A 13,966-nucleotide genomic window follows, 5' to 3' on the forward strand; every position below is an offset into this window, starting at 1 on the left:
TTAAAAGATTTAGATTATAGATTTTCTTTGATGAAATTGGTCATTTTGTTATACAGCTGAATTCTAGTCGCTCCACCATAAATACCATGATTTTTATCTGGATAAATTTGAGAATCAAATTGTTTGTTTGCCTGAATTAAAGCCTCCATCATTTGCATTGAATTCTGAACATGAACATTATCATCACCAGAACCATGGATCAACAAAAATTTACCTTTTAATTTGTCAACGTGATTAATTGGCGAGTTTTGATCGTATCCGCTTGCATTTTCCTGTGGCGTCTGCATATATCTTTCTGTGTAAACACTATCATAAAATCTCCAGTTTGTTACAGGAGCAACAGCGATTGCCATTTTGAAAACATCATTTCCTTGGAAAATACAGTTAGAAGCCATAAATCCACCATAACTCCATCCGAAAATTCCAATTCTAGAAGAATCAACATAAGGATAAGAACCAATTACTTTAGCCGCATCGATTTGATCTTCTACTTCGTATTTTCCTAATTCTTTTTGAGTCACTTTTTTGAAATCAGCCCCTTTGTATCCAGTTCCTCTTCCGTCAACACAAGCTACAATATAACCTTGCTGCGTAAGCGATAAGAACCAATAATCATCAGAGTTATTCCAATCGTTATTTACCTGCTGTGATCCAGGACCAGAATATTGGTACATGAAAACTGGATATTTTTTTGAAGGATCAAAATCTTTTGGTTTTAAGATCCATGCGTTTAATTCATTCCCTTTAGATGTTTTTAAAACAAAGAACTCTTTTGCAGGCAAGTTATATCCTTTCAATTTATCAGCAAGTGCTTGATTGTTTTCTATAACTTGAATTTCTTTTCCTGTTTTTGACTCATTTAGAGTATAAGTCGTAGGCACTAAATTACTTGAGAAAGTAGTAATAAAATATTGGAAGTTTGGGCTGAAAGTCGCCGCGCTTGTTCCAACTTTTGTAGTTAAACGAGTTTTGTTTTTTCCATCTAAACCAACTCTGTAAATATCTCTGTTGATAGAACCATTTTCTGTAGATTGATAGAAAATAGTTTTTGTTTTTTCGTCGAAACCATAGTATGAAACCACTTCCCAGTTTCCTTTTGTCACTTGATTTTTAAGCTTTCCTGTTTTATCATAAACATAAATATGATTAAAACCGTCTTTTTCGCTTGTCCAGATAAAACTGTTATCTTTTAAGAATGTTAAATTATCTGTTACGTCAACGTAAGCTTTGTCTTTTTCATTCAACACCACTTTTGCAGTAGCGGTCGTTCCGTCAACAAATAACAAATCAAGATTATCTTGGTGACGGTTTAATACTTGTGCCGAAAGCACATTAGCATCGTTTGTCCATTGCATTCTCGCAATGTAGAAATCATTATATTTTCCTAAATCTACTTTTTTAGTTGCTCCAGCAGCTACATCATAAATATGTAATGAAACTTCTGAATTCTTTTCTCCAGCTTTTGGATATTTAAACGTTTCAATTGTTGGATATAAGTCTTTATGAAACATTGACATTGAAAATTCAGGAACCTGACTTTCGTCAAAACGAATATAAGCTACTTTTTTACTGTCTTTGCTCCAATCGAAAGCACGAACAAAAGCAAATTCTTCTTCATAAACCCAGTCCGTAATACCATTGATTACAGCGTTCTTTTTTCCATCACTTGTAATTGGAGTAGATTTTTTTGAAGCGACATCGTATACATATAAGTTATTTTCTCTAGCATAAGCGATTTTTGTTCCATCAGGAGAAAAAGTTGGTTCTTGAATCTGAAAATCAAAAAGTTTTGTCAACGATTTTGAAGCGATATCGTATAAATAATAATCCGCAGTAAATGAGTGACGGAAAATCTGGTTGCTATTGCAGGCAATCAAGATTTTTTTCTCAGAAGCATCAAAAGTATAGCTATCAATTCCTTCTGAAAGCGCTGCATGATTTTTAGTATCAATTAAATTAGAAACCTTTTTTAAAGTTGCAAAATCATATAAATCGATCTGCATGCTTCTGCTGGCTCTGTCTACATTTAATACAGTATATTGATCTGTATTTTTTAGAGATTGCAGCTCATCCATTCCTTTTGCCCGGAATGCCCCTCCATAAATGTTTTCGATAGTGATTTTTTGTTGGCCAAAAACGGTTGCAACTAGAAATAAAAGTATTACAGTAATTTTACTTGTACTCATTACAATTAATTTAAATATAAAAAAGAGCCCAATTTTAGTAAAAAAAATAAACATAATACACATTTTAAGTGTTAAATGTTAAAAAAAATAACGATTGCGTAGAGTCCAATTTTAAAATACATTTTAAACAAAACTCTTAAAATGGTATATTTGCCGCAACATTATTATTTAATATACTGAGAATGAACAACGCTGTTGCTGGATTTTCTAAATTATCCAAAAAAGAAAAAATCAACTGGATTGCAAATGAATATTTTTCGAACCCTGATGAGGCTCAAAATATTATAAGAAATTACTGGAATTCAGACGAAAAGCTTCAGCAACTTCATGATGAATTTATCGAAAACACCATTACAAACCTTTATATCCCACTTGGAGTTGCTCCTAACTTTTTAATCAACGGAAAATACAAAACCATTCCGATGGCTATTGAAGAGAGTTCTGTCGTCGCAGCAGCTTCTAAAGCAGCGAAGTATTGGTCTACAAGAGGAGGTTTTAAAACAACAATCATTAATACAGAAAAAATTGGACAAGTTCATTTTATCTATAATGGTGATGCTGAAAAACTAAAAATCTTTTTTGATGAAGTAAAATCTAAATTCTTTTCAGAAACTCAAAACATTACTAAAAACATGCAGCAACGTGGCGGCGGTATTTTGGATATTAAGTTAAAAGACAAAAGAAGTTTATTAGAAAACTATTATCAGCTTCATGCTACTTTTGAAACTAAAGACAGCATGGGAGCAAATTTCATAAATTCTTGTTTGGAACAATTTGCTTCCACCTTAAAAGAAGAAGCTCAAAACTCTGATTTATTGAAAAATAACGAAAAGCTGGAGGTTATCATGAGCATTTTGTCTAATTATGTTCCAAACTGCCTTGTCAGAGCTGAAGTTTCTTGTCCGATTGAAGATTTAGCTGAAAAACATATTACCAATCCACAGGAATTTGCAGAACGTTTTGTGCAGGCTGTCCAGATTGCAGAGGTTGAACCTTTTAGAGCGGTTACCCATAATAAAGGTATTATGAACGGTGTTGATGCCGTTGTCTTAGCAACAGGAAACGATTTCAGGGCCATAGAAGCCGGCGTTCATGCGTATGCTTCAAAAAACGGCCAATATGCAAGTTTGTCTCATGCTAAAATCGAAAACGGAATTTTTACTTTTTGGCTTGAAATTCCATTAGCTTTAGGAACTGTTGGTGGCTTAACTTCTTTACATCCTTTAGTAAAACTGTGTTTAGATATTTTAGAAAAACCATCTGCACCAGAATTAATGGAAATTGTTGCCGTTGCTGGTTTAGCACAGAATTTTGCTGCTTTGCGTTCTTTAACGACTACAGGAATCCAAGAAGGACACATGAAAATGCACCTGAACAATATCATCAATCAATTTGAAGCTACCGAAGAAGAGCGTCATTTAATTAAAATGCATTTTAAGAAAACAGCCGTTTCTCACAGCGCTGTGGTCGATTTTATTGAAAACTTAAGGAAATAACCGAATTCAAAAATTCTAATATTTTAAATCTCAAAATTGGTGTTTGGGTTTTAAAATATTGAAATTTATATAATAAAGACAAAGTATGTCAAAAACATTTTACAGTAACGGAAAACTTTTTATCGCTGGAGAATATCTGGTTTTAGACGGAGCAGATGCTTTTGCGCTGCCAACAAAATTCGGTCAAGATCTAGTAATTGAAAATGGCAGTAACAATGAAATCGAATGGAAAAGTTACGACTATGACAAACATTTATGGTTTGAAGAAACCATTTCATTCGATGAATTTGTAAATAAACCACTAATAAAAATTGAAACCGTAAAATCTACCCTGATTGACATTCTTCATGAAGCTTACACTTTAAATCCAAAATTTATAGATAATTCTAACGGATTTAAAATAAACACGCATTTGTCTTTTCCAAGAAATTGGGGATTAGGAACTTCTTCAACTCTTATAAACAATATAGCACAGTGGGCAGATGTTAACGCTTTTACCTTATTAAACAATAGTTTTGGAGGAAGCGGTTACGATATTGCCTGTGCACAAAATAATACACCGATCTTATATCAAATTAAAAACAACGTTGTAAAATCGGTTGAATTTAATCCCGATTACAAGGAACATATTTACTTTGTTTATTTGAATAAAAAACAGAATAGCAAATCAGCTATTTATGCTTACAACAATAATAAGAATAATCATTTAGCACAGAGCGTTGCTGAAAACAACAAAATCACCAATGCCATCCTTAATGCCAAAACATTAAAAGAATTCGCGTCGGCTGTACAGAAGCATGAAATTCACTTGAGCAACATTTTAGAAATGCAGACTATAAAAGAAGCTGTATTTCCAGATTTCAACGGTGTAATTAAAAGTCTCGGGGCCTGGGGAGGCGATTTTGTAATGGTGGTTTCTCAAGAAAATCCTAAAAAATATTTTGCCCAAAAAGGTTATGAAATAATGTTGACTTACGGGGAAATGATTTTATAATGCGTAAGCAATTCAAACAAAAAGATCAATAGTTTACTTTCTTGTTATTATTCTTATCCGATTTCGTTTCTAGTCGGCGAACAGATTTGCTGTCTTGTTCGTTAGACTCGATAAGTCTATTATGCAGACGTTCAGCCATTTTCTCGATGCTGTTTGTAATCGAATCATAAACCACTTCCATTCTGCGGTGTTTTTCTTCTTTTACAGCGCGTAAGACATCCTCAACAAAGAACTTATCATATTTCTCTGCTACAGAATCGTGTGTATTTGTCAATCGGATGACATAATCGTTACTTAGGATGGTAACTTTAAAATGCTGTTCTTCGTTACTCAAATAATACTTCCCTCCCAATTCATCTACGTTGATGTCGGTGCTGGCAACTTTTAAAAGCTCCGTAATGATTCCAAAAATGTGACTTTCTATTTTGGTATAAACTCTCGGCTTCTTTTTAAAAATTTTTAAAATAAAAAACATTAAATGTTTGATGTTTAGGTATTTGATTTTGGGTCCAGTTTTTTGAATTTATTCTAACATTTTGGAAATCAGAAAGAAATGTTAAATTAAAAATTCGGACAAATTAACTGCAATATTTTGAATATCACAAATTTTTTAGATTAAATCTCTACTTTACCTACAGAGTATCAAAAAATTAACTAAAAAATATTACAAAGTGGAATTAATTATTGTAATAAAAAGAAAACCCGAAACATCAAATCATGTTTCGGGTTTTATGAGAAGAATTACTAACTCTTAGTAATTGAATTGTAATCTATTGTCTTCAATTTTCGCATTGTTTTTCAATGCTGGCAATACTCTGCTTGCATCATTTGCGCTTTGAGCTTTTACTTTCTCTACATAAGCAGCATGATTAGCAATTGCAGGAGCTTTTACAGTTTTAATGTTTTTTACCACATAAACTCCAGTATTTCCTTCAATTGGTGCAGAAACTTTGTTTCCAGCTAAAGCAAATGCATTACCTACAACTCTTGGTTCTTGTCCAACTCCACCAGGTAAAACTGGATTATCTAAAGTTACATCTGCAGCTTGTTGAACAGCAACACCAGCAGCTTTAGCAACAGCTTCTAGACTAGATCCTGTCATTTTAGCTTTTAACAATTCTGCTTTTTTCTTGTTTTTCAAGATTGGCTCAACATAAGGTCTTGCCATATCGACAGAAACTAAACCTGATTCGTTCTCTCCTTTGTATTGAGCGATAACGTGTCCGATGTTAGCGATTTCAAATCGTTTAACATCACCTTTACCTGTTTCTTTATCAAAAGCCCATCTTACGATGTTACGTTGGTTTCCTAATGGACCAAACGCTTCATCCATAGCTTTAGCATTTACAACAGGAGCAACTTTTAAGCCTAATTCTTTAGCAGCAGCTGTAAAATCTTTATCAGCAGCATCCATTTCGAATTTAGTTGCTAAAGTAAATACTTTATCAGAAGTAGCTTCAGATGGCTCGATTTTCTGAGCAATTGTAGCTAAACGAATTCCATCTTGTTTGTCAGTAACTTTAATAATGTGAAATCCAAAAGGAGTTTCTACTAAACCTATTTTTCCAATTCCATTATTGAATACAAAATCATTAAATGGTTTTACCATTTGACCTTGACCAAAATATCCTAAATCACCACCTTGCTGCGCAGATGCATCATCAGAATTTGTGAAAGCCAACATCATAAAACTATCTGGATTAGCCTGAACTTGAGCTAAAATTTCTTCAGCTTTGACTTTAGCGTCTTCTTTAGTTCTTTTTTCTTTTGGAGTTGCTTGAGCACCATCGTAAGAAATTAAAATATGACTTGCTTTTGCATTCACACCAGCTTTAAATCCTAAAGATTTAGAGATAGCATAATATCTTCCATATACGTATGGCCCGTAAATTGCTCCTGCTGGTAAACTGAATAATTTGTCAGCATCTACAGCTGGAAGGTTATTTTTAGCCACATAAGTAGAATCGTAAGGAACATCGGAATTTGCATTTACAAATTCAGCAATGTTTGTTGCGTTTTTAAAACCTGGCAATGTATCATTTTTTCCAGTTTTAGCATTGTACACAACACTTCCTGATAATAATGCAGTTAATTTAGCTTTAATTTCAGCCTCATCTTCTTTAGATGCTTTGTCTTCTACTAATACGTATTGAATTTCACGAGTTGCATCCGCTTTGAATTTTTTCTCGTTTTTCTTCATATAATCTACGATATCAGAATCAGAAATTTTTACTTCACTGTCTTTTATAGAAGAATATGGAGCTGCAGCGTAAGCAAAGCTTACTTTATTAGCTTCCATTTCATACTTTAATTTTCCTTCACTAGCAGTTGTGTAAAGTCCTGACTTAATTAAAGTATTATAGATTTGAAATTTAGCATTCAATTCAGCATCTTTCTCTTTTTGAGCGATGTATTCTTTTGCTTCTGGATTTGAGTTGAAGTAGTCGTTAAACTTAACTTCATCAAAAATTCCTGCTGCGTTTAAAAACATTGGGTTTTTACCAATATTTGGATCTGATTTTAAAACCTCTAGTAAGTGTTTTTTACCTACTCTCAATCCTAATTTTTCAAATTGAGTTGACAATAAAGCGATTGAAACTTCTTGATCCCAAACTCTGTTTGCAGCTTCAGTGGAAGTTATGCCTTGCCCACTTTTTTCAACATTACTAACTTTAATTCTAAAGTCTTCAAATGAAATATCTTTTCCGTCGATGCTTCCTACATCTTTTGAACTTTGACTAAATGTTCCTTTACCGATTAAGTCTTGTATTATAAATGCAAATAATGCAAGTGCAATAACTCCTATCAATAAAGCGGAACGCTGTCTAATTTTTGCTAAAACTGCCATTTTATTATCGTTAATTTTATATTCAGTTTGCGAAAATACAATTATCTAGTTAATAACAATACAACTAGCGTTTTATTTTACACATTTTTTTTCATTAATTTAAAAAATCAATCTTTAATTGTCAATTTGACTAGTTCTATTTTCTTATTTGACGCCTCTTTTATGAAAAAATGATACTTATCAATTACAATTCTGTCTCCTTTTTGTGGTATTTCTTTGGTATGATTTACAATAAAACCTCCTAATGTTCCGTAAGAATCACTTTCTGGAATCATCAATTTATAGACCTCATTTAAATATTCCACATCTAATCTTGTAGAAAACAAATATTTACCTTCACCTATTTCTTCTTCTATTAATTCTTCGTCAAGATCATGTTCATCTTCAATTTCCCCAAAAAGTTCTTCTACAATATCTTCAATGGTAATAATTCCAGAAGTTCCTCCATATTCATCTAAAACGACCGCAACATTCTTACGTTTTTTAATCAATAAGTTCAGCACATCTTTTATCAAAATGGTTTCTGGAACAAATTCTACTGTCATTAAAACCGATTTTATTGTCGATGGTTTTTTAAACAAATCAAACGAATGCACATAACCTACAATGTCATCTAAAGAATTTTGGCTTATAATGATTTTAGAATATCCTGTTTCAATAAACATTGCTTTAAGGTCATCTACTGTATCAAATAAATCAACATCAACAATTTCTGTTCGCGGTGTCATAATGTCTCGCGCTTTTACACCAGAGAATTCTAATGCATTTTGAAAGATCTGAATTTCAGAATCAACTTCTTCATCTTCTTCAACAGTACTCATCTGTTCGGTGATATAATTTCCAAGTTCAATCCTGCTGAACAAATGAATCTGATTTCCTTCTGATTTAAAAAATTTACTCAGCACAAAATCTGCAATCCAAATAAAGAAGGATGAGATATAATAAAACAATCTGTAAAACAGATAAGCTGGAAGCGCCAGAATTTTGATTAATGAATTGGCATAAATCTGAAAAAATACTTTTGGAAAAAATTCTGAAGTCAACAAAACAACAAGTGCTGCTACAAGCGTCTGAATTAGAACATCCCACCAATCTGGAACGAGCAAACCCAAATGAGTCATCCAATTCAAGATGAGATCGCCCATAAAAAAACCGTAAATCACCAAAGCTACATTGTTGCCAATTAACATGGCAGCAATAAATTTGGATGGATTTTCGGTAAGTTTAGTTAAAATTCGAGACAAGAAATCATCTTGTTTCTTTTCTATTTCAAGATAAATTTTGTTTGCGGAAATAAAAGCGATTTCCATTCCAGAAAAAAAGGCAGCTAGTATTAAACATGTTATTATAATACTAATTCCCATTTTTACTGATTTTTATTTCGATTATTATGTTTATTAATAAATCGTCTTCTAAAGAAAAACATAAAAGCCGACATTCCTGCAATTACAAAATAGAAAGGATAACTTTCATCGCCTTCATTCAATTTCATTATAGCATCGTAAGTAAAAAAAAGTGCTATTATGATGTAAACGTATTGTGTATATTTTAAATAACCCATAATATTATTATTCTTCATCTGATTCAATTTCACCGCTTATTCGCTGTGAATTAATCACTTTAAAATCTTTACTAAAATCTATTCCCTGACCGTGAGAAATTCCTTTTGCGTCTGTAAGTTTAAATTTTCTCTCTGTATAAAACCATTCGTTTTTCTGATCAAAGTACAGTTGCTCTGTTTCCAAAACCTGCCCAGCCTCAGAAGTAATTTTCACTTTCCCAATCAAATCTATGATTCCTGTATTTTTATACGAAACCGCATAATTCCCCTTTATAAAAGTACGTTTTTGTTTTTTATCGTATAAAGTAACATCGATTCCTTTAGGAAACTCTGTAAAAGGAAAATCGAGATTAGCATAGTCAAGCATTTTAGGACTTATCAAAACACCTGTAATACGGCCAGAATCTGTATATTTAATATTTATTGTGTCAGCATCACTTGCAGGAACAAACTCAGAGAAGTTAATTTTCTGAACTTCTTTGAAATTACTCTCGCATCCAAAAAATAGTGTCACAGCAAAAACTGTGACAACCATTAGACTATATCTCTTTGGTAAATTCATTTGCCAAATGTAGTAAATTGTAATGAGCTTAAAAAAGATAAAATATTATGTTTATTGGAATTTGCTCTTTACAAACCATTTATCGTTGAAAGAGAAACTTAAACTAAAATTCACATAGTTTTCTTGTACTAAATTTGAAGAAACCGTACCGCGTTTACCAAATTCAATTCCAAAGTTCACATTTGAAAAAGATCCCGGGATAGGAATTCCTGCTCCAAGTGTCATTCCGACATCTTTAATAGATTCGTTATTCACTATTAAACCGATTTTTTCATATTTGATACCAGCTCTATAGGTAATTCTGCTCATATAACTTGTAAAAGAGTTGTAATTAGGAAGATAATATCCTCCTAGAGCAAATTTTGAATAATTTTCATAACTCACATTATCAGCAGAATTGTAATAATTTGCTAATTGTCCGTCTCCTTGGAAAGTCATATTTGCTCCTACCAACCACTTTCTGGCTTCTCCAACTCCTAAACCAATACTCAATTTATTTGGAAGTTTTAAATTCGATGAATTAGCTGGATAAGCATAAGGATCTGGATCTCCCTGAACTGATATTACTCTTGTATTATCTGAGCTCAAGTTACTTGCAAATGAGTAGCTCAAACTAGAAAATATACTCATTTTTTTATAAATTTTTCTTTGGTACATGGTTCCAAAGCTAAAAGCCATTCCTGAAATTTCTGAAGTATTTACTTCTGCCGTACTATTTTGAACACCTGTAATACTTTCTAAACTTGTTGTAGTGATTTTTCCAAAGTTATACTGTGCATCTGCTCCAATATTCCAATGACGTGTGATTTTATATCCTAATCCAAAATACACCTTATTAACACCACCTTTTCCATCAAGCTGTGAACTTGTTGCTCCTTCTGTAGCTGTATTGTCATTAAGAATTTTATATCCTACTGAAGAAACTGGTATTAAACCAAATGAAGCTCCAAATTTCCCCATCGGAATTCCTAATGCTAAATAATCAAAAGTACTGCGCTGCGCTTTTTCTGATTGAGAACTTGTTTTTAAATTAGAAGTAGCAAAAGTTCCTCCAACTGTAAAAGTTGTTTGTATCAAGCTGGCGTAACTAGCAGGGTTTTCTATATTTAAATGAATCGTATCCTGCTCCACCGCAACTCCCGCCATTGATCTATTTTCAAGAGTACCCTTGAATCTCACATCTCCTATTCCGAAAAAAGAATATGGTGAAGCTGTACCTTGTTGCGCGAATGAAACGAACGATATAAGCAAACAAGCGCTTATTAATACTTTTTTAATCATTGTCGATTTTATATTGATATGTTTGGTTCAAACTCTCCAGAAGGAAATTTGAATTGGCAAATATGGTATTTTTTAATCGTTTAGCCAAAAAATCTGCATCGCCTCCCGTTAAAATTATGATAAAATTTGAAAAGTCCCTGCGATAATCATCGATAAAACCGTCAATCTCATAGACGAAACCGTTTACAACACCAGAGTGCATCGCTTGTGTTGTCGAGTTTCCAATATAGGATTCGGGTGCTTCTAATGTCAGCAAAGGCAGTCTGGCAGTGTAATTATGCATTGCTTCATAACGCAAACGGAGTCCTGGAGAAATCGCTCCTCCTAAATAATTATCATTTTCGTCGATAAAATCGTAGGTAATACAAGTTCCTGCATCGATAACTAATCTGTTTTGTTTTGGAAATTTTAAAGTAGCTCCTGCTGCCAGAATCATGCGGTCTATCCCTAGAGTTTTTGGAGTTGTATATTTATTATGGAATGGAAAAACATCTTCATGCGTAAAAAAATGAACTTTAAGCTGTTTTTCGAATGTTAAAAAAGCTTGTTTTTCGATATTTCCAACCGAAGCAACGACCAAATCGGAACAATTTGGAAACTTTTCCAAAATATTTTTAATTTTTTCTACAAGCTCTTTTTTCTCAAAAATAAAATTATCCAGAGCAGTACTTCCCTCAAAGACAGATGCTTTAATTCGAGTGTTTCCAATATCAACAGTTAAAACCATTTTGCATTTTTGTTTTTGCGAAGATACGAATTGATTTTTTTTCTAAAATGTTTTGGAGAAACGGAAAATGATTCTATCTTTGCACCCGCAATACGCACAAGACGGTACCTTAGCTCAGATGGTAGAGCAATGGACTGAAAATCCATGTGTCCCTGGTTCGATCCCTGGAGGTACCACAAAACCCGAATAGAAATATTCGGGTTTTTTGTTTTTTATGCTTTTTTGTTTTGTATAACCGCAAAGAGCGCAAAGAAAAAAACGCAAGGTTCGCAAAGTTTAAAAATAACTTTACGAACCTTTTGCGTAAATCTTTGCGCTCTTTGCGGTTAAAACCTCTTCAAATTTACTTTAGTTTTTAAAACCAAAATGTCAACAAATAAATAGTTTTTGTTAAAAAAGTATTGACTGAATAAAAAAATATCTTCTATATTCGTAAAACTATAATTTTATCTTTCATTTACTAATAAGATTTCAAAGCAGTTTTATGAGCAAAACTTCTACTAAAGGCATTTGGAAAGTAATTTCTGCCTCTTCTATGGGCACCATGATCGAATGGTACGATTTTTACATTTTTGGCAGTTTAGCCGTTGTTATTTCAACAAAATTTTTCCCCAGTGACAATCCCACAGCAGCATTTTTATCTACTTTAGCCACATTTGCAGCCGGATTTGTTGTTCGTCCGTTTGGCGCTTTATTTTTTGGAAGGCTTGGCGATATTATTGGCCGTAAATATACTTTTATGGCTACCTTATTATTAATGGGAGGTTCTACTTTTTTAATTGGCTGTATTCCAAGTTATGAAACTATTGGATTTCTAGCTCCTTTACTAGTTCTAATTTTACGTTTACTTCAAGGACTTGCCCTTGGCGGTGAATATGGTGGTGCAGCGACTTATGTCGCTGAACATGCTCCTGCTGGTCAAAAAGGCTATTGGACTTCTTGGATTCAAACTACTGCTACTGTTGGTTTGTTTATTTCCTTGATGGTTATTCTTGCTACTAAAAGCATACTTTCGCCTGAGGCTTTTGATTTATGGGGATGGCGTGTTCCTTTCTGGGTTTCGGTTGCCATGGTTGGAGTTTCGTATTTGATTCGAAAAAATATGGATGAATCACCTGTTTTTGCAAAAGCTAAAAAAGAGGGAACAACGAGTGCAAATCCGTTAAAAGAAAGTTTTGGAAACAGATACAATTTAAAGTTTGTTTTATTAGCTTTATTCGGTGCAACAATGGGGCAGGGAGTTGTTTGGTATACAGGACAATTTTATGCAATGAGTTTTATGAAAACGGTGATGAATGTTGATTCTTCGCAGGTAGATGAATTATTAGGAATTGCCCTTTTGATTGGAACTCCTTTTTTTATTATTTTCGGATGGCTGAGCGATAAGATTGGACGTAAATATATTATGATGTTTGGGATGCTTCTGGCTATAATATCCTACAGACCAATTTATAAGACGATGTATGATACGACCGATATCAGCAAAAAAACTGAAATCGTAGAAATACCGCAAGTTACAACAGAAAATAAGGCTGATGGAAGTTCCGTTGCTACAACGCAAAAAAAATATACAGACGGTACATCCGTAGTGGAGAAAAAAACGTACATAGACAAAAAAGATGCTCAAACTAGCATTTCAATAACAATTAATACAAGCGATAAATGGACCTTAATTTTTCTAGTTTTTATTCAAGTACTATTTGTAACAATGGTTTATGGTCCTATTGCCGCTTTCTTAGTCGAAATGTTTCCAACTAAAATCAGATATACTTCTATGTCGTTGCCTTACCACGTTGGAAATGGAATTTTTGGAGGTTTACTTCCTGCTATTTCTACTTATTTTGTCTCTCATGCCAAAACAGCTGGCAAAACAGATTTTTATCTTGACGGATTATGGTATCCTATTATTATTGCAGGAATCTGCTTTGTAATTGGAATGATATATATTGACAACAAAAACGAAACTACTCACCTTTAAAATTTAAAAAATGAACGCGATTAAACAAGTTTTAGGGGCTTTATGGATTGCTTTAGCGGTTGCAGCAGCTTATTTCTGTGTGTTTGAATTTGGCTTACCTAAACTGCTTTCTGATCAGCAGGACGATTTGGTATTTGGCGCTATAATTCTATTTATATTAACTCCTCTTATTGTTATGGGGCTGGGAACATTTGGATACTATTCTTTAATTGGAGAATATAATAAAAAGAAATAAATGAGATAGAAAACTACTTAATCAAAAAGGCTGCCTACAACAATGTAGAACAGCCTTTTCTCATTACTAACCTAACCAAACTTTTTTATCCGTTAAGA

General features: G+C 33.0%; 12 protein-coding genes and 1 tRNA gene. 5 read left to right on the plus strand and 8 right to left on the minus strand.

Annotation, left to right across the window (positions count from 1 at the left end; genetic code table 11):
* Positions 1 to 14 precede the first annotated feature (14 nt).
* On the minus strand, positions 15 to 2,186 hold the full coding sequence (locus GSY47_RS17670) for a S9 family peptidase (RefSeq protein WP_179002573.1): 2,172 nt from the start codon (positions 2,184 to 2,186) through the stop codon (positions 15 to 17).
* Between the two features lie 182 nt (positions 2,187 to 2,368).
* Between GSY47_RS17670 and GSY47_RS17675 the strand changes: the two genes are divergently transcribed.
* Positions 2,369 to 3,682: a hydroxymethylglutaryl-CoA reductase, degradative gene (locus GSY47_RS17675; protein ID WP_179002574.1), complete on the plus strand. Its 1,314-nt coding sequence runs from the start codon at positions 2,369 to 2,371 to the stop codon at positions 3,680 to 3,682.
* A gap of 85 nt (positions 3,683 to 3,767) precedes the next feature.
* Positions 3,768 to 4,676 (plus strand): GYDIA family GHMP kinase, encoded by a 909-nt coding sequence (locus tag GSY47_RS17680; protein WP_179002575.1) that lies wholly within the window; start codon positions 3,768 to 3,770, stop codon positions 4,674 to 4,676.
* A gap of 25 nt (positions 4,677 to 4,701) precedes the next feature.
* Here the strand turns inward: GSY47_RS17680 and GSY47_RS17685 are convergent, their stop codons facing one another.
* The 7 genes from GSY47_RS17685 to GSY47_RS17715 all read right to left on the minus strand — a co-directional run bounded on the left by GSY47_RS17685 (position 4,702) and on the right by GSY47_RS17715 (position 11,655).
* The gene (locus GSY47_RS17685) at positions 4,702 to 5,151 is read right to left on the minus strand and encodes a hypothetical protein (protein ID WP_091494018.1); all 450 of its coding nucleotides are present in this window, start codon (positions 5,149 to 5,151) and stop codon (positions 4,702 to 4,704) included.
* A gap of 276 nt (positions 5,152 to 5,427) precedes the next feature.
* Entirely contained in the window at positions 5,428 to 7,524 is a 2,097-nt protein-coding gene (locus tag GSY47_RS17690; RefSeq protein ID WP_179002576.1) for a peptidylprolyl isomerase, read from the minus strand.
* A 107-nt stretch (positions 7,525 to 7,631) separates the two neighbouring features.
* Complete coding sequence (locus tag GSY47_RS17695; RefSeq protein ID WP_179002577.1) at positions 7,632 to 8,888, minus strand: hemolysin family protein; 1,257 nt, start codon at positions 8,886 to 8,888, stop codon at positions 7,632 to 7,634.
* Between the two features lie 2 nt (positions 8,889 to 8,890).
* On the minus strand, positions 8,891 to 9,103 hold the full coding sequence (locus GSY47_RS17700; protein ID WP_246611350.1) for a hypothetical protein: 213 nt from the start codon (positions 9,101 to 9,103) through the stop codon (positions 8,891 to 8,893).
* Positions 9,093 to 9,647 (minus strand): LPS export ABC transporter periplasmic protein LptC, encoded by a 555-nt coding sequence (gene lptC / locus GSY47_RS17705; protein WP_179002578.1) that lies wholly within the window; start codon positions 9,645 to 9,647, stop codon positions 9,093 to 9,095. The genes GSY47_RS17700 and lptC overlap by 11 nt, the downstream gene beginning before the upstream one ends.
* 51 nt (positions 9,648 to 9,698) lie before the next feature.
* Positions 9,699 to 10,928 carry a hypothetical protein gene (locus tag GSY47_RS17710; protein WP_179002579.1) on the minus strand — a complete coding sequence of 410 codons (1,230 nt, stop codon included), beginning with the start codon at positions 10,926 to 10,928 and terminating at the stop codon, positions 9,699 to 9,701.
* Positions 10,921 to 11,655, minus strand: coding sequence for a type III pantothenate kinase (locus GSY47_RS17715; RefSeq protein WP_179002580.1), 735 nt, complete (start codon positions 11,653 to 11,655; stop codon positions 10,921 to 10,923). The genes GSY47_RS17710 and GSY47_RS17715 overlap by 8 nt, the downstream gene beginning before the upstream one ends.
* 103 nt (positions 11,656 to 11,758) lie before the next feature.
* On the opposite strand from GSY47_RS17715, the gene GSY47_RS17720 reads away from it, so the two are divergent.
* The 3 genes from GSY47_RS17720 (at position 11,759) to GSY47_RS17730 (ending at position 13,868) form a co-directional block, all read left to right on the plus strand.
* A tRNA-Phe gene (locus tag GSY47_RS17720) sits at positions 11,759 to 11,831 on the plus strand.
* Positions 11,832 to 12,139: 308 nt separating this feature from the next.
* On the plus strand, positions 12,140 to 13,633 hold the full coding sequence (locus tag GSY47_RS17725) for an MFS transporter (protein ID WP_179002581.1): 1,494 nt from the start codon (positions 12,140 to 12,142) through the stop codon (positions 13,631 to 13,633).
* 10 nt (positions 13,634 to 13,643) lie between these two features.
* Positions 13,644 to 13,868, plus strand: coding sequence for a DUF6814 family protein (locus GSY47_RS17730; protein ID WP_179002582.1), 225 nt, complete (start codon positions 13,644 to 13,646; stop codon positions 13,866 to 13,868).
* The last annotated feature ends 98 nt before the right edge of the window (positions 13,869 to 13,966 follow it).

It is taken from the genome of Flavobacterium quisquiliarum (genome assembly GCF_019308285.1).
Lineage (GTDB): Bacteria > Bacteroidota > Bacteroidia > Flavobacteriales > Flavobacteriaceae > Flavobacterium > Flavobacterium quisquiliarum.

Excerpts from the sequence above, each read along its gene's own strand:
- lptC (WP_179002578.1), bottom strand. The coding sequence starts at position 9,647 with ATGAATTTACCAAAGAGATATAGTCTAATGGTTGTCACAGTTTTTGCT.
- GSY47_RS17715 (WP_179002580.1), bottom strand. The coding sequence starts at position 11,655 with ATGGTTTTAACTGTTGATATTGGAAACACTCGAATTAAAGCATCTGTC.
- GSY47_RS17730 (WP_179002582.1), top strand. The coding sequence starts at position 13,644 with ATGAACGCGATTAAACAAGTTTTAGGGGCTTTATGGATTGCTTTAGCG.
- GSY47_RS17710 (WP_179002579.1), bottom strand. The coding sequence starts at position 10,928 with ATGATTAAAAAAGTATTAATAAGCGCTTGTTTGCTTATATCGTTCGTT.
- GSY47_RS17725 (WP_179002581.1), top strand. The coding sequence starts at position 12,140 with ATGAGCAAAACTTCTACTAAAGGCATTTGGAAAGTAATTTCTGCCTCT.
- GSY47_RS17675 (WP_179002574.1), top strand. The coding sequence starts at position 2,369 with ATGAACAACGCTGTTGCTGGATTTTCTAAATTATCCAAAAAAGAAAAA.
- GSY47_RS17670 (WP_179002573.1), bottom strand. The coding sequence starts at position 2,186 with ATGAGTACAAGTAAAATTACTGTAATACTTTTATTTCTAGTTGCAACC.
- GSY47_RS17685 (WP_091494018.1), bottom strand. The coding sequence starts at position 5,151 with ATGTTTTTTATTTTAAAAATTTTTAAAAAGAAGCCGAGAGTTTATACC.
- GSY47_RS17680 (WP_179002575.1), top strand. The coding sequence starts at position 3,768 with ATGTCAAAAACATTTTACAGTAACGGAAAACTTTTTATCGCTGGAGAA.
- GSY47_RS17695 (WP_179002577.1), bottom strand. The coding sequence starts at position 8,888 with ATGGGAATTAGTATTATAATAACATGTTTAATACTAGCTGCCTTTTTT.
- GSY47_RS17690 (WP_179002576.1), bottom strand. The coding sequence starts at position 7,524 with ATGGCAGTTTTAGCAAAAATTAGACAGCGTTCCGCTTTATTGATAGGA.
- GSY47_RS17700 (WP_246611350.1), bottom strand. The coding sequence starts at position 9,103 with ATGAAGAATAATAATATTATGGGTTATTTAAAATATACACAATACGTT.